Annotated in this window: 21 protein-coding genes; 5 read left to right on the top strand and 16 right to left on the bottom strand. The window is 68.6% G+C overall.

The window, feature by feature from the left end:
• Positions 1-10: 10 nt before the first annotated feature.
• The 6 genes from atpA to OK345_RS04210 form a co-directional block, all read right to left on the bottom strand.
• On the bottom strand, positions 11-1,558 hold the full coding sequence (atpA, locus tag OK345_RS04235; protein WP_265126678.1) for a F0F1 ATP synthase subunit alpha: 1,548 nt from the start codon (positions 1,556-1,558) through the stop codon (positions 11-13).
• Between the two features lie 44 nt (positions 1,559-1,602).
• The gene (locus OK345_RS04230; RefSeq protein ID WP_265126677.1) at positions 1,603-2,130 is read right to left on the bottom strand and encodes a F0F1 ATP synthase subunit delta; all 528 of its coding nucleotides are present in this window, start codon (positions 2,128-2,130) and stop codon (positions 1,603-1,605) included.
• Positions 2,131-2,133: 3 nt separating this feature from the next.
• Positions 2,134-2,604: a F0F1 ATP synthase subunit B gene (locus OK345_RS04225; protein ID WP_265126676.1), complete on the bottom strand. Its 471-nt coding sequence runs from the start codon at positions 2,602-2,604 to the stop codon at positions 2,134-2,136.
• 111 nt (positions 2,605-2,715) lie between these two features.
• Positions 2,716-3,018, bottom strand: a complete 303-nt coding sequence (atpE, locus tag OK345_RS04220; protein ID WP_225766104.1) for a F0F1 ATP synthase subunit C — start codon at positions 3,016-3,018, stop codon at positions 2,716-2,718.
• A 74-nt stretch (positions 3,019-3,092) separates the two neighbouring features.
• On the bottom strand, positions 3,093-3,887 hold the full coding sequence (gene atpB, locus OK345_RS04215; protein WP_265126675.1) for a F0F1 ATP synthase subunit A: 795 nt from the start codon (positions 3,885-3,887) through the stop codon (positions 3,093-3,095).
• Between the two features lie 26 nt (positions 3,888-3,913).
• On the bottom strand, positions 3,914-4,279 hold the full coding sequence (locus OK345_RS04210; protein ID WP_265126674.1) for an ATP synthase subunit I: 366 nt from the start codon (positions 4,277-4,279) through the stop codon (positions 3,914-3,916).
• Between the two features lie 439 nt (positions 4,280-4,718).
• Between OK345_RS04210 and OK345_RS04205 the strand changes: the two genes are divergently transcribed.
• Positions 4,719-5,537, top strand: coding sequence for a hypothetical protein (locus tag OK345_RS04205; RefSeq protein WP_265126673.1), 819 nt, complete (start codon positions 4,719-4,721; stop codon positions 5,535-5,537).
• Positions 5,538-5,712: 175 nt separating this feature from the next.
• On the opposite strand, the gene lpdA is transcribed toward OK345_RS04205, so the two are convergent.
• The 4 genes from lpdA to OK345_RS04185 all read right to left on the bottom strand — a co-directional run bounded on the left by lpdA (position 5,713) and on the right by OK345_RS04185 (position 10,281).
• Positions 5,713-7,515 carry a dihydrolipoyl dehydrogenase gene (gene lpdA, locus OK345_RS04200; RefSeq protein WP_265126672.1) on the bottom strand — a complete coding sequence of 601 codons (1,803 nt, stop codon included), beginning with the start codon at positions 7,513-7,515 and terminating at the stop codon, positions 5,713-5,715.
• 17 nt (positions 7,516-7,532) lie between these two features.
• A complete protein-coding gene (locus OK345_RS04195; RefSeq protein ID WP_265126671.1) occupies positions 7,533-8,177 on the bottom strand; it encodes a hypothetical protein in 645 nt (214 codons plus the stop codon).
• Positions 8,177-9,556, bottom strand: a complete 1,380-nt coding sequence (gene aceF / locus OK345_RS04190; protein ID WP_265126670.1) for a dihydrolipoyllysine-residue acetyltransferase — start codon at positions 9,554-9,556, stop codon at positions 8,177-8,179. Before aceF ends, OK345_RS04195 begins: the two co-directional genes overlap by 1 nt.
• A 197-nt stretch (positions 9,557-9,753) precedes the next feature.
• Positions 9,754-10,281, bottom strand: coding sequence for a DNA-deoxyinosine glycosylase (locus OK345_RS04185; protein ID WP_265126669.1), 528 nt, complete (start codon positions 10,279-10,281; stop codon positions 9,754-9,756).
• Between the two features lie 183 nt (positions 10,282-10,464).
• Between OK345_RS04185 and OK345_RS04180 the strand changes: the two genes are divergently transcribed.
• Complete coding sequence (locus OK345_RS04180; RefSeq protein WP_265126668.1) at positions 10,465-11,106, top strand: OmpW/AlkL family protein; 642 nt, start codon at positions 10,465-10,467, stop codon at positions 11,104-11,106.
• A gap of 65 nt (positions 11,107-11,171) precedes the next feature.
• Here OK345_RS04180 and OK345_RS04175 read toward each other — a convergent pair whose 3' ends face one another.
• From OK345_RS04175 to OK345_RS04150, 6 genes are all read right to left on the bottom strand, one after another.
• Positions 11,172-11,933: a YiiX/YebB-like N1pC/P60 family cysteine hydrolase gene (locus OK345_RS04175; protein ID WP_265126667.1), complete on the bottom strand. Its 762-nt coding sequence runs from the start codon at positions 11,931-11,933 to the stop codon at positions 11,172-11,174.
• Between the two features lie 119 nt (positions 11,934-12,052).
• Positions 12,053-12,616, bottom strand: a complete 564-nt coding sequence (locus tag OK345_RS04170) for a CcdC protein domain-containing protein (protein WP_265126666.1) — start codon at positions 12,614-12,616, stop codon at positions 12,053-12,055.
• 15 nt (positions 12,617-12,631) lie between these two features.
• Positions 12,632-13,432 carry a MetQ/NlpA family ABC transporter substrate-binding protein gene (locus tag OK345_RS04165; RefSeq protein ID WP_265126665.1) on the bottom strand — a complete coding sequence of 267 codons (801 nt, stop codon included), beginning with the start codon at positions 13,430-13,432 and terminating at the stop codon, positions 12,632-12,634.
• 115 nt (positions 13,433-13,547) lie between these two features.
• A complete protein-coding gene (locus tag OK345_RS04160) occupies positions 13,548-14,237 on the bottom strand; it encodes a methionine ABC transporter permease (RefSeq protein ID WP_265126664.1) in 690 nt (229 codons plus the stop codon).
• Positions 14,234-15,241, bottom strand: a complete 1,008-nt coding sequence (locus OK345_RS04155; protein ID WP_265126663.1) for a methionine ABC transporter ATP-binding protein — start codon at positions 15,239-15,241, stop codon at positions 14,234-14,236. The genes OK345_RS04160 and OK345_RS04155 overlap by 4 nt, the downstream gene beginning before the upstream one ends.
• 124 nt (positions 15,242-15,365) lie before the next feature.
• On the bottom strand, positions 15,366-16,262 hold the full coding sequence (locus OK345_RS04150; RefSeq protein ID WP_265126662.1) for a DMT family transporter: 897 nt from the start codon (positions 16,260-16,262) through the stop codon (positions 15,366-15,368).
• Between the two features lie 179 nt (positions 16,263-16,441).
• On the opposite strand from OK345_RS04150, the gene OK345_RS04145 reads away from it, so the two are divergent.
• The 3 genes from OK345_RS04145 to OK345_RS04135 all read left to right on the top strand — a co-directional run bounded on the left by OK345_RS04145 (position 16,442) and on the right by OK345_RS04135 (position 18,588).
• Positions 16,442-17,482: a serine hydrolase domain-containing protein gene (locus OK345_RS04145; RefSeq protein WP_265126661.1), complete on the top strand. Its 1,041-nt coding sequence runs from the start codon at positions 16,442-16,444 to the stop codon at positions 17,480-17,482.
• 61 nt (positions 17,483-17,543) lie between these two features.
• Positions 17,544-18,026: a YajQ family cyclic di-GMP-binding protein gene (locus OK345_RS04140; protein ID WP_265126660.1), complete on the top strand. Its 483-nt coding sequence runs from the start codon at positions 17,544-17,546 to the stop codon at positions 18,024-18,026.
• On the top strand, positions 18,019-18,588 hold the full coding sequence (locus OK345_RS04135; RefSeq protein ID WP_265126659.1) for a DUF1415 domain-containing protein: 570 nt from the start codon (positions 18,019-18,021) through the stop codon (positions 18,586-18,588). The genes OK345_RS04140 and OK345_RS04135 overlap by 8 nt, the downstream gene beginning before the upstream one ends.
• Positions 18,589-18,845: the final 257 nt, after the last annotated feature.

Raw genomic sequence — 18,845 nt, 5'->3', positions numbered from 1 at the left:
AGGACCTCGATTACCAGCTGCCGGTGGTCTTGAACTCTTCGATGCCCTTCTTGAAGGCCGCTTCGATGTCGTTGTCCCAGCCGCCGGTGGCGTTGATCTTGCCGATCAGCTCGCCCTGGGTGTTGGCGAAGTGGGCGTGCAGGCCCTCTTCGAACGCCAGCACCTTGTTGACCGGCACGTCGTCGAGGTAACCCTCGTTGACGGCGTAGATCGACAGCGCCTGCTCGGCGATCGACATCGGCGCGTACTGCTTCTGCTTCATCAGCTCGGTGACGCGCTGGCCGCGCTCGAGCTGCTTGCGGGTGGCTTCGTCCAGGTCCGAGGCGAACTGCGCGAACGCCGCCAGCTCGCGGTACTGCGCCAGCGAGATGCGGATGCCGCCGGACAGCTTCTTGATAATCTTGGTCTGGGCGGCGCCGCCGACGCGCGACACCGAGATGCCGGCGTTCACGGCCGGGCGGATGCCGGCGTTGAACAGGTCGGTTTCCAGGAAGATCTGGCCGTCGGTGATCGAGATCACGTTGGTCGGCACGAACGCCGAGACGTCGCCGGCCTGGGTCTCGATGATCGGCAGCGCGGTCAGCGAGCCGGTCTTGCCCTTGACGGCGCCGTCGGTGAACTTCTCCACGTACTCCTCGGACACGCGCGCGGCGCGCTCGAGCAGGCGCGAGTGCAGGTAGAACACGTCGCCCGGGTAGGCTTCGCGGCCCGGCGGGCGCTTGAGCAGCAGCGAGATCTGGCGGTAGGCCACGGCCTGCTTGGACAGGTCGTCGTAGACGATCAGCGCGTCTTCGCCGCGGTCCATGAAGTACTCGCCCATGGTGCAGCCGGAGTAGGCGCTGATGTACTGCATCGCGGCCGATTCGGAAGCGGTGGCGGCCACGACCACGGTGTGGGCCAGCGCTCCGTTCTCTTCCAGCTTGCGCACGATGTTGGCGACGGTCGAGGCCTTCTGCCCGATCGCCACGTACACGCACTTGATGCCGGTGCCCTTCTGGTTGATCACCGCGTCGATCGCCATCGCGGTCTTGCCGGTCTGGCGGTCGCCGATGATCAGCTCGCGCTGGCCGCGGCCGATCGGGATCATCGCGTCGACCGACTTGTAGCCGGTCTGCACCGGCTGGTCGACCGACTTGCGCCAGATCACGCCCGGCGCCACGCGCTCGACCGGCGCGCTCAGCGCGGCGCCGATCGGGCCCTTGCCGTCGATCGGCTCGCCCAGGGCGTTGACCACGCGGCCCAGCAGCTCCGGACCAACCGGCACTTCCAGGATGCGGCCGGTGGTCTTGGCTACGTCGCCTTCGCGCAGCTGCTGGTAGTCGCCCAGCACCACCGCGCCGACCGAGTCGCGCTCCAGGTTCAGGGCCAGCGCGAAGGTGTTGTTCGGCAGCTCGATCATTTCGCCCTGCATCACGTCAGCCAGGCCGAAGATGCGCACGATGCCGTCGGACACGCTGGTCACGGTGCCTTCGTTGCGCGATTCCGCGGCCAGCTTGACCTTCTCGATGCGGTTCTTGATCAGTTCGCTGATTTCGGAGGGGTTGAGCGTGGTTGCCATGGTCAGGTCCTAGTGCCGGCGGTCACGCCGGACGTTAAATGAATTCAGTGTGCGAGCGCGTTCTGCAGGCGCGACAGCTTGCCCTTGAGCGAGCCGTCGATCACCACGTCGCCGGCGTCGATCACCGCGCCGCCGATCAGCGAGGCGTCCACCGCGGTCCGCACTTCCACCTCGCGGCCGAAGCGCTTGCGCAGCGCGGCCTTGAGGTTGTCCAGTTCGCTGGCGGACAGCTCGGCGGCCGAAGTCACGGTGGCCTTGACCACGTGTTCGGCGTCGGCGCGCAGCTGTTCGTACATGCCGGCGATCTCCGGCAGCTGCGGCAGGCGGCGCGCTTCGGCCAGCAGGCTCAGGAAGCGGCCATAGCTCTCGCCCGCCGATTCCGGGGCCAGCAGCGCGACGGCATCGTCGCGGCCCAGCTCCGGATTCGACAGCAGGGCCGACACGCGCGGATCGGCGGCAACGTGGGCGGAGAACGCCAGGGCGTCCGACCACGGCGCGAACTTGCCTTCGTCGCGCGCGATCGCGAACGCGGCGCGGGCATACGGGCGGGCAAGCGTGAGGGCCTGGCTCATCTATCAGATCTCCGCAGCCAGCTCGTCGAGCAGCGCCTTGTGGGCGTTGGCGTCGATTTCGCGCTTGAGCAGCTTTTCGGCACCGCTCACCGCCAGCACCGACACCTGCTTGCGCAGGTCCTCGCGGGCACGGGTGGCAGCAGCGTCGATTTCGGCCTGGGCCAGGTCCTTCTGGCGGCCGGCTTCGGCGATCGCCTCGTTCTTGGCGGCCTCGATGATCTGGTTGGCGCGCGCATGGGCCTGGTCGATGATCTCGTTGGCCTTGCTGCGGGCTTCCTTCAGGGTGTCGTTGACCTTTTCCTGCGCCTGGGCCAGGTCCTTCTGGCTGCGGTCGGCAGCGGCGAGGCCTTCGGCGATCTTCTGCTGGCGCTCTTCGATCGCATTCATCAGCGGCGGCCAGATCTTGGTCGCGACGATCCAGATCAGACCGGCAAACGCCAGCGCCTGGGCAAAGATGGTAAGTCCGAGATTCATGGGTTTCGCTCGATCGATGGTGACGGGTTGGATGCGCCGCCGTGGCGGCGCACCCGAACCTTCATCCGCGACCAGGCGCGCGTGGCGCCCGGTCGTGTCGCTATCGCTGGATCAGCCCGCAACCTGCGACAGGCGCGAGATGAACTCGCCGGCCAGCGGGTTGGCGAAGGCGAACAGCAGGCCGACGGCGACGCTGATGATGAACGCGGCGTCGATCAGGCCGGCGGTGATGAACATGCGGACCTGCAGCACCGGGATCAGCTCCGGCTGGCGGGCAGCCGATTCCAGGAACTTACCGGCCATGATGGCCAGACCGAGACCGGCGCCCAGCGCGGCCAGGCCGATCATGATGCCGACAGCGAGGACGGTGGAGCTCTGGACTTGGGCGAGGTTGGTCAGGGCGGCGAAGTACATGGTTATCTCCAGGAACTTGAGTAGCTAAGGGTTGAGAAACGAAACGGATGAAGGGTGAAGCGAAAACTTGCGGATCAGTGACTGTCTTCGGACAGGCTCAGATACACGATCGACAGCATCATGAAGATGAAGGCCTGCAGCGGGATCACCAGCAGGTGGAACAACATCCAGCCCAGGCCGAACGCACCACCGGCGATGGCGCCGGCAATGCCGGCTCCGCCCAGGACCCAGATCAGCAGGAACACGATTTCGCCGCCGAACATGTTGCCGAACAGTCGCATCGAGAGCGAAATCGGCTTGCTCAGCCACTCGACGATGTTCAGGATCAGGTTGAACGGCATCATCCACTTGCCGAACGGCGCGGTCAGGAACTCCTTGGTGAAGCCACCAAAGCCCTTGGACCGCAGCGCGAAGAACAGCATCAGGAAGAACACGCTGATCGACATGCCCAGCGTCACGTTGACGTCGGCGGTCGGCACCGGCTTCCAGTAGTGCACGCCGGCCAGTTCCAGCGGCTTGGAGATGAAGTCCGCCGGAATCATCTTCAGCAGGTTCATCAGCAGGATCCAGAAGAACAGGGTGATCGCGATCGGCGTCACCAGCTTGCTCTTGCCGTGGTAGGTGTCCTTGGCCTGGCGGTCGACGAACTCCAGGCAGATCTCGACGAAGGCCTGCCACTTGCCCGGCACGCCGGCGGTGGCCTTGCGGGTGGCCAGCCAGAAGGCGAACACCATCACCAGCCCCATCAGGACCGACGTCACGATGCTGTCGACGTGAAGCGCCCAGAAACCACCTTCCTGGACCTGGACGGTCAGGTTCTGAAGGTGATGCTGGATGTAGGAGGTGGGGGTCAGTGCCTCGCCTGCCATGTGTCCGGAACCTTTTATGAATTCGATCAACGTCTGGCCAAGGCCAGAACCTGGAACATCAACCCCGTCGCGATACCCGCCAACAGGGCCAAAGGAGGAAGCCGCCACCAGGCAAAGCCCAGCGCCAATACGGCGAATACCAGCACCCACTTCAGCACCACGGCCAGAATCAGGCGCATCATCGCAGACCCTGCGGCCTGCACACCGCCGCCGAGCGCCATCCTCGCTGCCAGCCACCCCCCTGCCACCACGGCCAGACCCGATGCCGCCGCGCCGATAGCGTACTTCGGCCCGACCATCAGGAACGCCAGGGCCAAGACAGTCACCGCAACCAGCGGGTACACCGCTGCGCGCAGCATCAGCCGCCGACCCGAATCAACGGAGTTCAGCACGAATGTCCCGCCATGGTTGAAAGGAAGTTCTGAGCGCGCGTGGATATGCGCCCCGTCGAGCTTCGAGATTATAGCAGTGGGACATTTTGCGAGACAACCGCCACCCATTCACCGATGGATCGGCGCAAGTCCGCGACATATCTGCCCTTTTTGCATCGCCGGCGGCCGCGAACGGCAGCTTGTCGCCGCATTGCAGCATCGGGAACTCCGCTGCGGCCGCGGTGTCTGAGCAGGCGGCCCGCCTTCTCATCCTCGTCGGACGCTTCCCGGCAGGCCCGGGCAAGGCGGCCCCGTCAGCTCTCTCCGGGGCCGCCCTGCTGTTCTCGCCGCATCGCCGGCCAGCCGCATCGACACGACGTCCACCGTACGATCACGAATGGTGGACGCGGCAACGCCGATAGTGGAAGTCGATCTCAACGACTCCCACAAGGAACACACGATGCGCCATGTCCTGTACGCCCTGGCCCTGCCCTGCGCCCTGGCCGCCGCCGTCCATGCCGGCAGCGCCGACGCCGCCGAAGGCGACGACCGCTTCACCCTGCGCCTGGGTGCGATGAACATCGACTCGGACAACACCCTGCGCGGCAGCACCACCGCGGGCGGCCAGGAGCTGTCCTTCTCCGAGGATTTCGACCTCGGCGGCAAGGAATGGGAGCCGCGGGTGGACGGCGTGTTCCGCATCAGCAACCGCCAGCGCCTGATCTTCGATTACTTCAAGTACGACAAGGACCGTCGCGAAACCCTGGGCGACGACGTCAGTTACGGCGACGTCACGGTGCCGGCCGGCAGCTTCGTCAAGGGCGAGCTGAAGTACCAGGTGGCGAGCCTGGTGTACGACTATGCGGTGGTGGACAACGAGCGCTTCAACCTGGGCCTGCAGCTGGGCGCGGAATGGGCGAAGGTCAGCGCCAAGGCCGATGCCGATCTGGGCGACCTGTACCAGGGCCGCTTCCTCGACGAGAAGACCGACGGCGTGGCGCCGGTGGTCGGCGTGCGCGCCACGTTCCGGCCCGCCGAGCGCTGGCTGGTCAACCTGCAGGGCCAGTACCTCAACACCGACTGGGGCAGCTTCGACGACTACGACGGCGACCTGAGCCGCGCCAACGCGATCGTGGAATACCGCCTCACCGACAACTTCGGCCTCTTCGCCGGCTACGACTGGTTCAAGCTCGATGTGGACAGGAGCGGCAGCGACGGCCTCATCGGCCTGAAGCAGGAATTCAAGGGCCCGGTGGCAGGCGTGACGCTGGCGTTCTGACGCTCCCTCAATGCCTTCGTAGGAGCAACGTCAGTCGCGACCGGGCCTCACCGGTAATGCCCCGGTCGCGACTGGCGTCGCGCCTGCAAGACCACGGAAAAACCGCCGGGGCCGACACGAAAAAGCGACGCCCCGGCAAGCGGGGCGTCGTCGGTTCAGCGGCGATGCCCGCGCATCACTTCTTCTTCGGGATGTACAGGTCGGTGATGGTGCCGTCGTAGACCTCGGCCGCCATCGCCACCGACTCGCTCAGGGTCGGGTGGGCGTGGATGGTGTGGCCGATGTCCTCGGCTTCCGCCCCCATCTCGATCGCCAGCCCGATCTCGGCGAGCAGGTCGCCGGCATGCACGCCGACGATGGCGCCGCCGATGATGCGGTGGGTGTCCTCGTCGAAGATCAGCTTGGTGAAGCCTTCGGTACGACCGATGCCGATGGCGCGGCCGCTGGCCGCCCACGGGAACTTGGCCACGCCGACCTTCAGGCCCTTGGCCCTGGCTTCGGTCTCGGTGACGCCGACCCAGGCGATCTCCGGGTTGGTGTAGGCCACCGACGGGATCACCCGCGCCACCCACTCCTTCTTCTCGCCGGCGGCCACTTCGGCGGCCAGCTTGCCTTCGTGCGTGGCCTTGTGCGCCAGCATCGGATTGCCGACGATGTCGCCGATGGCGAAGATGTGCGGCACGTTGGTGCGCATCTGCCGGTCGACCGGGATGAAGCCGCGCTCGGTCACTTCCACGCCGGCCTTGTCGGCGTCGATCTTCTTGCCGTTCGGGGCGCGGCCGACAGCGACCAGCACGCGGTCGAAGGTGCCCTGCTGCAGTGCCGGCTTCTCGCCTTCGCTGGCCGCTTCGAAGGTCACGGTGATGCCCTTCTTGTCGGCGCTGACGCCGGTGGCCTTGGTCTTCAGGTGCACCTCGACGCCCTGCTTCTTCAGGCGATCGGCCAGCGGCTTGACCAAGTCCTTGTCGGCGCCGGGCATCAGCTGGTCCATGAACTCGACCACGGTGACCTTGCTGCCCAGCGCGGCGTACACGGTGGCCATCTCCAGGCCGATGATGCCGCCGCCGACGACCAGCAGCGACTTGGGCACTTCCTGCAGTTCAAGCGCATCGGTGGAATCCATCACCCGCTTGTCGTCCCACGGGAAGTTCGGCAGCTTCACCGCCTGCGAACCGGCGGCGATGATGCACTGCCCGAAGCGCAGCAGCTGGGTCTTGCCGTCGCCGCCCACGATCTCCAGCTCGTTGGCCGAGACGAACTTCGCCACGCCCTGCACGGTGCGCACCTTGCGCTGCCGGGCCATGCCGGCCAGGCCCTTGGTCAGCTGGCCGACGACCTTTTCCTTGTATTCGCGCAGCTTGTCCAGGGTGATCTTCGGCTTGCCGAAGTCGACGCCGAAATCGCCGGCATGGGCCACCTCGTCGATCACCGCGGCGGCATGCAGCAGCGCCTTGGACGGGATGCAGCCGACGTTGAGGCAGACCCCGCCGAGGCTGGGATAACGCTCGACCAGCACCGTATCCAGGCCCAGGTCGGCGGCGCGGAATGCGGCGGTGTAGCCCCCCGGGCCGGAACCCAAGACCACCATCGCGCATTCGATGTCGGCAGTGCGGCCGGAAGACGGCAGCGCCTTGGCCGCGACCGCCGGATCCGGCGCCCGATGCGACGGCGTGACCGGCGGCTTGCTGCCCGGCGCTTCGCTCTTCGGCGCTTCGGCCCTGGCCGGCGCCTCGCCGGCGCCCTCGGTTTCCAGCAGCAGCACCACGCTGCCTTCGGACAGGGTGTCGCCCAGCTTGACCTTCAGCTCCTTGACCACGCCGGCGGCCGAGGACGGCACTTCCAGGGTGGCCTTGTCCGATTCCAGCGTGACCAGCCCCTGGTCCTTCTTCACCGTGTCGCCGACCGCGACCAGCACCTCGATGACCGGCACATCGCTGTAGTCGCCGATGTCCGGAACCTTGATTTCAATCACCGCCATGCCTGTTCTCCTGGTGCTCAACCGGCTGCGCCGGTCAGCAGTTGCTGCAGTTCGTCCAGCGACGCCTCGAGGTCGCTCCAGCGACGGTCGCGCTTCTTTTCCTTGGTGTCGCTGGCGGTGACCAGCAGCGACACCTGTTCCAGCATCAGCTTGCCGGCGCCGCAACCCGGGCGACTGCCGCTGTAACGCGCGCCATCCACCTGGAACGACAGCACCTCGCCCTCCAGCACCGGCGCGCGCACGTCGGCCGGCACTTCGCCTTCCAGCGCCGCCTGCCAGGTGCGCACCAGGCGCTGGGCCAGCGCCGCCGGCATCGGCACCTCGTCCTGCTTCGGGCTCTGGTCCACGCGCAGCTCCAGACCACCGCCGCGGCTGTTGCTGTTCCAGTTGTAGACCCGCTTGTCGGCCACGCTGGAGCGCAGGATCCAGTCCTGGCCATCGCCGGCCGGGGTCAGCGACACCCCGCTTTCCACGCCGCGCGGCGGCAGTACCACCAGCGACAGCATCGGCGTCCGCGCGCCGTCGAACAGCCGCTCGACCGCCTCGCCATAGTTGCCCACCGCCGGCGGCCAGCCCTGGCCCAGGTCGGTGCTGCAGGTGCGCGCCGCCCATGCCTGTGCCGCCGGCAGCGCCAGCAGCACCGCCATTGCCGCTGCCCGCATCACAGCAGGACCCGGCGCATGTCGGCCAGCACCTGCGACAGGTAGGTGGTGAAGCGCGCGGCGAGCGCGCCGTCGATGACCCGATGGTCGTAGCTCAGCGACAGCGGCAACAGCAGCTTCGGCGCGAACTCCTTGCCGTTCCAGACCGGCTGGATCGAGGACTTGGACACGCCCAGGATCGCCACTTCCGGCGCGTTGACGATCGGCGTGAACGCGGTGCCGCCGATGCCGCCCAGCGAGGAGATCGAGAAGCAGCCGCCGGACATGTCGGCCGGGCCGAGCTTGCCGTCGCGCGCCTTCTTCGCCAGCTCGCCGGTTTCCTGCGCGATCTGGATCACGCCCTTCTTGTCGACGTCGCGGATCACCGGCACCACCAGCCCGTTCGGGGTGTCGGCGGCGAAGCCGATGTGGAAGTACTTCTTCAGCGTCAGGTTCTCGCCGGACGCATCCAGCGAGGCGTTGAAGGTGGGGAACTTCTTCAGCGCCGCGGCGCTGGCCTTGATCAGGAACGCGAGCATGGTCAGCTTGATGCCGGCCTTCTCGTTCTCCTTGTTCAGCGCCACCCGCAACGCTTCCAGGTCGGTGATGTCGGCCTGGTCGAACTGGGTGACGTGCGGGATCATCGCCCAGTTGCGCGCCAGGTTGGCGCCGGAGATCTTCTGGATGCGCGACAGCGGCTGGGTCTCGACCTCGCCGAACTTGCCGAAGTCCACCTTCGGCCACGGCAGCAGGCTCAGGCCGTTGCCGCCGCCAGCCGCCGCACCCGCGGCGACGCCACCGCCCAAGGCCGCCTTGACGAAGCGCTGCACGTCCTCGCGGGTGATGCGCCCGCCCTTCTCGGTACCGGACACCTGGTTCAGGTCCACGCCCAGCTCGCGCGCGAACACGCGCACCGCGGGGCTGGCATAGGGCACCTTGGCCGGCAGCACGCTGTCGGCGTTGAACTGCACCGGCGGTGTGGCCGGCTGGCCGCCGGTCGGCAGCGAATCGACCTGCTGGATCTCGCGCTGGGCCAGCCTGTCCGGCTGCTCGTCCACGGCCACCGGCTCGACCACCGCGCCGGTCTCGGCGGTCTCGACCCGGGCGGCCGGCGCCGGTGCCTGCGCGGGGGCTGCCGCGGCCGGCTTGGCATCGCCCTCGGCCACCTCGATCAGCGCCACCACCTTGCCTTCGGACAGGGTGTCGCCCAGCTTGACCTTGAGCTCCTTGACCACGCCGGCATAGGCCGACGGCACTTCCATCGTCGCCTTGTCCGATTCCAGCGTCACCAGCCCCTGGTCCTTCTTGACCGTATCGCCCACGGCCACCAGCACTTCGATCACCGGGATATCGCTGTAGTCACCGATATCGGGGACAAGTGCTTCCTTGATTTCGGCCATGGGTAACTCCAGCAACGGTGAGGGAAACGCCTATTGTGGCGGCACCGGGCCGCTGCGCCAACCGCCGCGCCTCAATTCGAATACGTATGTCCCGGGACAGGCCGGCGCCACGGCCGCGGCCGCGGCGTCCCTGCGAGGCGGGCGTGATGACGGCTGTCCCGGCCCTGTCCGCCGCGGCCAGAACGCGCCAGCGGCAGTCAGGGCGGCGGCGGCAGGTACGGGCCGACCCGCTGCCATTGCTGCAGCAACCGCGGCAAGGTGAATGCGGCGTTGGCCGGGCTGGTCGAGGGCAACGCAAGCACCGGCAGCGACCGCGCGGCGACGGGCAACGAAGGCTGCACCCACCTTGCGAACGCCTGCGCGGCGCTGCCGCCGTTGCAGGCGATCGCCCGCAGCTGCGGCAGCCCGGCCACCAGTTCCGGCAACGGGTTGGGCACTTCGCTGCCGCGCCGGATCGCCGCATCCAGGCTGCCGCTGCGCTCGCACCGGCCGATCACGTCCCACAGGCCGACGCCGGACGCCAACAGCGCTTGCATCCGTTGCGGATACGGCAGTTCCGCGGCGAAGCCGCACAGCGTCGCCATCACCGGCCAGAACCGGTTGCGCGGATGCGCGTAGTAGCGCTGCGCCTGCAGCGACGCCACACCCGGCATCGAGCCCAGCACCAGCACGCGGCAATCCGTTTCGACCTGCGCGGGCAGGCCCTGCAGCAGGGCGCCGGCCATCACGCCCACCACAACATGATGAACGGCTCTTTCCGGCCATGCCTGCTCCTGCAAGGCCTGCGCACGAAGCCGGCTGAACGCATGCCGCCAGCCCGCACCCGGCGTCGGAAGCGATTCATGTCGGCGTCGCTACGGTTGGCGCGCCCCGCTCGAGGGCCTTGAAGAAATATTGAGGAGAACACCATGCAGTCCATTCGTATCCTGAGCCTTGCCACCCTAGCCGCCCTGGCGATGTCGCCGGCCGCGTTCGCGCAGGACGAGGGGGCCGATACCGCTTCGGGCAAGCATTTTGCCGTGGTCGGCGGCGTCAGCCTGCTGCAGCCCAAGGACAACCCGGGCAACGGCCTGGACAAGTTCGACGGCGGTCCGGCGCCGACCATCAGCGCCAGCTACTTCATCAACGACAACTTCGCCATCGAACTGTGGGGCGCGGCCGACAAGTTCAACCACCGCGTGCGCGCCGACGGCGCCGGCAAGGTCGGCACCGTCGAACAGCAGCCGATCGCGCTGAGCGGCCAGTACCACTTCGGCGCGGCCGACAACACCTTCCGCCCGTTCGTCGGTGCCGGCTACTACGAGTCCAACTTCAGCAACGAGAAGATCGACGGCCTGGACGCCAGCGGCGACCACGTCGGCCTGGAGACGGCCAAGGGCGCCATCGGCACCGTGGGCGTGGACATGAACATCAACTCGACCTGGTTCGCCCGCGCCGACGCGCGCTACATGCACGCGCGTCCGGAACTGCGCGTGGCCGGCAGCGGCACCGGCCAGGACCTGAAGCTGGACCCGTGGACCGTGGGCTTCGGCATCGGCGCGCGCTTCTGATCCGGCCTTCGCCACCCGCGGCTTCGGCCGTACCCCGCACGGGCCCGCAAGGGCCCGTGCTGTTTTCAGGCCCCGGGCGTGCCGCTCCAGCGCAGCCGGCGGTGGTCGAAGCCGGCCTGCAGCCGCGGCTTGACGATGGCGAAGAACGGCGAGACGTCGAAATCGCGCGGCGTATACAGGCTGTAGTTGCGGATGTGCAGGATCTCCTCGCGCTGCTGGCGGCCGCCGACCAGCATCTCCACCGTCTCGATGTCCGGCAGGATCGGGTAGCCGATCGATTCGAACGCCTGCGCCAGCAGCGTGGAGCAGATCGCCTTGGTCGGCTCGCCGCTGCCCAGCGCGATCATCCGCCGCCGCACGTTGCCCGGCACCGGCGGTTGCCGGATCAGGTAGCGCGCCAGGTCGAACACGTTCTTCAGGTCGTAGCTGTAGCCCACCCGCGACACCATGAAGTCGCACAACGCCTGTACCTCGGCCGGGTCCAGTCCCTGCGGCCGGCAGATGCGGGTGTGGCCGCCGGAAAAACGGCTCAGCGGCACCACCCGCACCCCTTCCAGGATGTCGACGTCGGCCAGCAATGGCTGCACCCGGCCGCCCTCGGGGAACGGATGCTCGCCGATGTACAGCGCCGCGTGCGACCAGGTCGACTGGGTCAGGTACTTGATGGCGGTGGAGAAGCGGCTGTCGCCTTCCACCAGCAGCACGTCGCCGCGCTGCAGCGCCTGCGCCAGCAGCGTCGGATCGCTGGTGGACGGGTGCGCCTGGCTGCGGCGCGAGCGCGCCAGGAAATGCGCCAGCCGGCGTCCCACGAACCGGAACAGACCCATTGCGTTCCTCCCGACGACAGGGGCGCCAGCCTAGCGCAGCCTCCGCCGACGACGAAACCGCACCATGGCGGTACGACGCCGGGAACGTCCTGCGGGTTCGTGCGAGGAACGGCCGCCGCTCAGCGCGGCGTGCGGTCGTAGCCGCGATAGCGCCGGTGGCGGCGCAGGCGCCGCTGCAGCAACCAGGCGTAGGCGACGGCATAGCCGAGCAGCAACGCGGCGGCGGCCAGCAGGCTGCCGTGGCTCATCCAGCCTTCGGCCGGCCACGCCCCGCCGCCGACCGACGCCCGCCAACCCTGCACCAGGCCGGCGCCCAGCCGCACCAGCACCAGCAACGTCAGGGCCAGCGCCAGCCACGGGTTGGGGGTGTAGAACAGCGGGCCGGGGGTCGGCTCGAAACGGGTCAGGGCGCTGCCCGCCGCCCCGAGCAGCGCGCCGGCCAGGCCGCCGAGCGCGGCCTGCCACCACACGCCGGGCCACCACAGGCTGGCCACGCCCACGAACGCCGCGAACAGCGCGCACGAGAGCAGCGTCGCCCACAGGTTCAGGCGCACCGCCCATGGCCGCGCCTGGCGGCGTGCGCTGCCGCTGCGCAAGCGCTGCCACAGCGACAGCGGCAACAGCAGCACCATCAGCGCCACGAAGACCAGGATCGCCAGCGGCAGCGCGAGCAGCAGCGGCATCGCCGCGGTTTCCGCTCAGAACGCCGGCAGCACCGAGCCCTCGTACTTCTGTTCGATGAAGGCCTTCACTTCCGGTCCGGTCAGCGCCGCGGCCAGCTTCTGCACGCGCGCGTCGTCCTTGTTGTCGGTGCGGCTGACCAGGAAGTTCACGTAGGGCGAATCGCTGCTCTCGATCGCCAGCGCATCGCGGGTCGGGTTGAGGCCGGCGTCGAGCGCGTAGTTGGTGTTGATCAGCGCCAGGTCCACCTGGTCGAGCACGCGCGGCAGCATCGCCGAGTCCAGCTCGCGGAACTTGAGCTGCTTCGGGTTGGCGACGATGTCGCGCTGGGTGGACAGCGCGTTGCCCGGGTCCTTGAGGGTGATGAGCCCGGCGTGGTGCAGCAGGATCAGCGCGCGGCTGTTGTTGCTCGGATCGTTGGGAATGACCACGTGGGCGCCGTCGGGCAGCGCCTCCAGCGAGGCGGCGCGGCGCGAGTAGGCGCCGAACGGCTCGATGTGCACGCCGACCACGGTGACCAGGCTGGTCTTGCGGTCGCGGTTGTAGGCATCCAGGTACGGCTCGGTCTGGAAGTAGTTCACGTCCACCTGCTTCTGCACCAGCTGGTCGTTGGGCTGCACGTAGTCGTTGAACACGCGCACGTCCAGGGTGAGGCCGTCCTTCGCCAGCAGCGGCTTGACCACCTGCAGGATCTCGGCGTGCGGCACCGCGGTGGCGGCGACCACCAGCTTCGAATCGTCGGCGGCCGGCTTGCCGCAGGCCGACAGCACCAGCACGGCGGCAGCGGCGAGCAGCGGGCGGAACAGGGAAGTCTTCATCGGGATTCCAGTGCGATGAGGGGGAGAGGATGCGCGCAGGTGCGGGGCTCGCCCCGCACGGGACCTTGCCGGGAAGTCCCCAGCCGGGCAAGCCCGGCTCTACGAAAGCGGGTGCTCAACGGCGAGTGTAGTGCGTCACCAGGCGGTCGCCCAGCATCTGCAGCAGCTGCACCAGCACCAGTAGCAGCAGCACGGTGACCAGGGCCACGTCGGTACGGTTGCGCTGGTAGCCTTCGCGCAGTGCCAGGTCACCCAGACCGCCGGAACCGATCGCCCCGCCCATCGCGGTGAAGCCGACCAGCGCAACGGTGGTGACGGTGGCTGCGGCGATCAGGCCCGGCCGGGCTTCGGGCAGCAGCACCCGGGTCACCAGCTGCCAGGTGGTGGCGCCCATCGACTGCGCCGCCTCGACCACGCCACGATCCACTTCACGCAGCGCGGTCTCGACCAGGCGCGCGTAGAACGGTGCCGCACCGATCACCAGTGCGGGCAACGTGCCGAGCACGCCGACCGACGAACCCACCAGCCACAGCGACACCGGGATCAGCACCACCATCAGGATGATGAAGGGCACCGAGCGCAACAGGTTCACCACCAGCGCGAGCGCGCCGTAGGCGAACGGCCGGCGCTTCATCTGCGGTGCGCCGAACAGGTACAGCAGCACGCCCAGCGGCAGGCCGATGGCCAGGCTCAGCGGCAGCGAGCCGGCCATCATCAGCAGCGTTTCAACGCTCGCTTTGCCGATGTCGACCCACTTGTCGGCATCCAGGTGGCGGAAGAAACCGCCCGCAGTGGCGAGGTTCATCGGCGCAGTTCCTCCACGTGCACGCCGGCTTCGGCAAAGCCGGCCTGGGCGGCATCCTGGTCGCCGCCGACCAGCGAGACGGTCAGCTGTCCGTAGGGCGTGTCCTTGATGCGGTCGATGCGGCCGGACAGGATGTTGTAGTCCACCCCGGTCTGCCGCGCGATGCGACCCAGCAGCGGTTCGTAGGTATCGGCGCCGAGGAAGGTCAGGCGCACGATGCGGCCGCCCACCGAGGCGAAGTCCCGGTGCAGCTCGCCCTCGTCCACGTGCTCGGATTCGGACACGAAGCGGCGCGTGGTCGGGTGTTGCGGATGCAGGAACACCCGGGTCACCTCGCCGCTTTCGACCAGCTGGCCGGCGTCGAGCACCGCCACCCGGTCGCAGACGCGGCGGATCACGTCCATCTCGTGGGTGATCAGCACGATGGTCAGGCCCAGCTCGCGGTTGATCCTGCCCAGCAACGCCAGCACCGAGGCGGTGGTCTGCGGATCGAGCGCGCTGGTGGCCTCGTCGCACAGCAGGATCTTGGGCTCGGTCGCCAGCGCGCGGGCGATGCCCACGCGCTGCTTCTGGCCGCCGGACAGCTGCGCCGGGTACTTGTTGGCATGCGCCTCCAGGCCGACGGTGCGCAGCAGTTCGGCCACCCGCGCGTCGATCTTCGCGCGCGGAGTGCCGGCCAGCTCCAGCGGGAAGGCGACGTTGCCGGCCACGGTGCGCGAGGACAACAGGTTGAAGTGCTGGAAGATCATGCCGATCCGGCGCCGCAGCGCGCGCAGGCCGTCGGCGTCCAGTGCGGTGGCGTCCTGGCCGTCGATCAGCAGGCGTCCGCCGCTGGGTTCCTCCAGCCGGTTGATCAGCCGGATCAGCGTGGACTTGCCGGCGCCGGAGTGGCCGATGATGCCGAATACCTCGCCGGCCTCGATCGTCAGGTCGAGCGGATGCAGCGCGACGATGGCGCGGCCTTCCACGGAATAGGACTTGTGCAGACGCTGGAACTCGATCACTGCGCGGGTGCCGGGGGGAAGCAAGCAAAGGGGGCGTGAAGCCTAGCAGCGCCGGCCCGGTGCACGCCCGTGTCGCCAGGCAGAATCATATTCCTTTTGGTTCTAAGCAAGCCCCACCGAGGGTTCAGGGGTGGTCCACCGGGACCGTCCGGCGCGCCCGCACCACCCGCTCGCGGTGCAGCAGGTACAGGCCGCTGGCGACGATGATGGCCGCGCCGATCCAGGTCATGCGGTCCGGCAGCACGCCCCACAGCAGCAGGTCCCAGCCGATCACCCACACCAGCCCGGTGTACTCCAGCGGCGCGATCAGCGACGCCTGGCCGAGCTGGAACGCCCGGGTCAGCGCGATCTGTCCCAGCGCCCCGGCCAGGCCCATGCCCGCGATCAGCCCGCCGTGCCGCCACTGCAGCGGCTGCCACTGCGGCCAGGCCAGCAGCGCCGCGCCGGCGGCGAGGATCACCAGGAACCAGACCACCATCGACTGCGAGGTGTCGGTACGGGTCAACAGGCTCACGGTGACCGCGGCCACCGCATAGGCGGTGGCCGCCAGCAGCACCATCAGTCCCGGGATCGAGATCAGCCCGTCCACGCCCGGGCGCAGCACCACCAGCACCCCGACCAGGCCGATGCCGATGGCCACCCAGCGCCGCGGCCCCACGTGTTCGCCCAGCAGCGGCACCGACAGCGCCGCCACCAGCAACGGCGCGACGAAGTAGATGGTGTAGGCGGTGGACAGCGGCAGCGAGCGCAGCGCGAACACGAAGCAGGCGATCATCACCACACCGAGCACGCCGCGCAGCAGGTGCAGGCCCCAGCGCACCGGCAGCAGCGAGCGTGGGCCGGCGGTCGCCAGCACCCACACCAGCACGAACGGCAGCGAGGCGGCGCCGCGCAGCACGGTGACCTGCAGCGGCGGGTAATGCGCCGACAACAGCTTCATGCCGGCATCCATCAACGAGAAGAAGGCGACGGCGGCGAGCATCCAGGCCACCGCGGCCAGGGGGGAACGGGAATTCGACATGCCCCATTATCGCCCGCCGCCCTCGCCGCGCGGCCGTGCCCGGGGCCGCCGCCGGGCTATATGCTCGGCGGATTCCACCCGAGTCCGGACGATGAAGCGAACGCATCCGCACGGCCCTGGCCTCCGCCCCTCCGCGTCCCGGCGGGGACGACCGCTGGCGGGCCTGCTGCTCGCCCTGGTTGCGCCCGGCCTCGCCGCCGCCCGATGCCGTCGCCCTGGCGCGCCTGGACGGCTTCGCCCTCGGCATGGAGGCGGCCGGGCAGTTCTCCGGCGTGGTGCTGGTCGCGCGCGACGGCGAGGTGCTGTTCGAGAAGGCCTATGGCCGGCGCGACGAGAATGCCGAGGCGGCGCTGTCGGTGGACGACCGCCTCAACCTGGCCTCGGCCGGCAAGATGTTCGCCAGTACCGCAGTGCTGCAGCAGGTGGCCGCCGGCCGCATCACGCTGGACAGCACCGTGGGCGAGGTGCTGGAGGACTACCCCGACCGCACCTTCGCCGACACCGTGACCGTGCGCCAGCTGCTGATCCATACCGCCGGCGCCGGCGACATCGACGAACTGTTCGGCGCCGAACATGCCGCCGAACGCGCGCGCCTGCGCACGCTGGCCGACATGGTCGCGCTGCACGGCGGTCGCGCGCCGGAATTCACGCCCGGCTCGCAGCAGAAATACGGCAACTACGGTTATGTCGTGCTCGGACGGATGGTGGAAGTGCTGTCCGGGCAGGACTTCGAACGCTACGTGCGCGAACGCGTGCTGGAACCGGCCGGGATGACCCGCACCGGCTTCGTCGACTGCGACGACCCGGCGCCGGACCTGGCCATCGGCTACGTCGAGGTGGACGGCGGGCGCGTGCGAAACTGCGCCACGCTGCCGGCACGCGGCTTCGCCGCCGGCGGCCAGGTGGGCAGCGCGCGCGATCTGCTGCGCTTCGTCGAGGCGCTGCGCGGCGGCCGGCTGCTGCCGCCGGAGCTGTTCGCGCAGGCGATCGCCCCGCAACACGAGTTCATGGGCCTGGGCTTCTTCGCCACCGGCTACGGCGAGGGCGTGCCCGAACGCGACTTCCGCTGGGGCCACGGCGGCAGCGCCGACGGCATCTGCAGCGACGTGCGTACCTATCCGGCCACCGGCGAGACCGTGATCGTGCTGTCCAACCGGGACGCGCCGGCCTGCTTCGCGGTTTCCAACCTGCTGCACGCGCAGTGGCCGGATACGCCCTGAGCGCGGCGTTCCGGCGGCAATGGCCTAGAATGGACGCCGCTTTTTTGCCAGGAGTTTCCCCATGCCCTCCTTCGACGTCGTCTCCGAAGTCGACAAGCACGAACTCACCAACGCCATCGACCAGGCCAACCGCGAGCTGTCCACCCGCTTCGATTTCAAGGGCGTGGACGCCCGCTTCGAACAGGACGACCAGGTCATCAACCAGTCCGCGCCCAGCGACTTCCAGCTCAAGCAGATGACCGACATCCTGCGCCAGCGCCTGACCGCGCGCGGCATCGACGTGCGCTGCCTGGAGTTCGGCGAGGTGGAGACCAACCTGGCCGGCGCGCGGCAGAAGGTCACGGTCAAGCAGGGCATCGAGCAGAAGATCGCCAAGCAGATCGCCGCGAAGATCAAGGAAGCCAAGATCAAGGTCGAGACCCAGATCAACGGCGACAAGCTGCGCGTGACCGGCAAGAAGCGCGACGACCTGCAGGAAGTGATCGCGCTGCTGAAGAAGGCCGATTTCGAGCTGCCGCTGCAATTCGACAACTTCCGTGACTGATCCGCGGGCCGAGGCCATCGATCCGCTCGCCGCGACCCGGCGCTGGATCGAGCGCGCGGTGATCGGGCTCAACCTGTGCCCGTTCGCCAAGGCGGTGTACGTCAAGGACCAGGTGCGGCTGGTGCTCAGCGACGCCAGCACCCCCGAGGCGCTGCTGGAGCAGCTGGCCGAGGAGCTGCTGCTGCTGCGCGACACCCCGGCCGAGCAGATCGACACCACCCTGATCGTGCACCCGGACGTGCTCGCCGACTTCCTGGACTACAACGACTTCCTCGACAACGCCGACGCCGCGGTCGAGGCGCTGGACCTGCAGGGCATCCTGCAGGTGGCCAGCTTCCACCCGGACTACCAGTTCGCCGGCGCGGCGCCGGACGACGTTTCCAACTGCACCAACCGCTCGCCCTACCCGACCCTGCACCTGCTGCGCGAGGACAGCGTGGAACGCGCGGTGGCGGCGTTCCCCGACCCCGACGTGATCGTCGAGCGCAACGTGCAGACGCTGGACCGGCTGGGCTTGGACGGCTGGAACCAGCTGCTGGCCGGCGCGCGCGAACAACCGTAGGAGCGACGTCAGTCGCGACCGGGCTTTCCCGGCGAGGCCCGGTCGCGACTGACGTCGCTCCTGCACTCCCCTCCATGCCTTCCCGGGCAGCCATGGCGACCGCCCATTGCCCGCACCTCGCACAGCGAATCGACGGTGCCGTGGCCCGACCCTGCCCGCTGCGCAGACGCGGCGGCGGGTCGATCGACGCACCCCTGACTGTAGGAGCGACGTCGGTCGCGACCGGGCTTTCCCGGCGAGGCCCCTGTCGCGACTGA

The organism is Xanthomonas chitinilytica, assembly GCF_026107455.2.
GTDB classification, from domain to species: Bacteria; Pseudomonadota; Gammaproteobacteria; order Xanthomonadales; family Xanthomonadaceae; genus Stenotrophomonas; species Stenotrophomonas chitinilytica.
The sequence above is the reverse complement of the archived record's forward strand: the minus strand, read 5'-3'. Positions and strand labels throughout refer to the sequence as shown.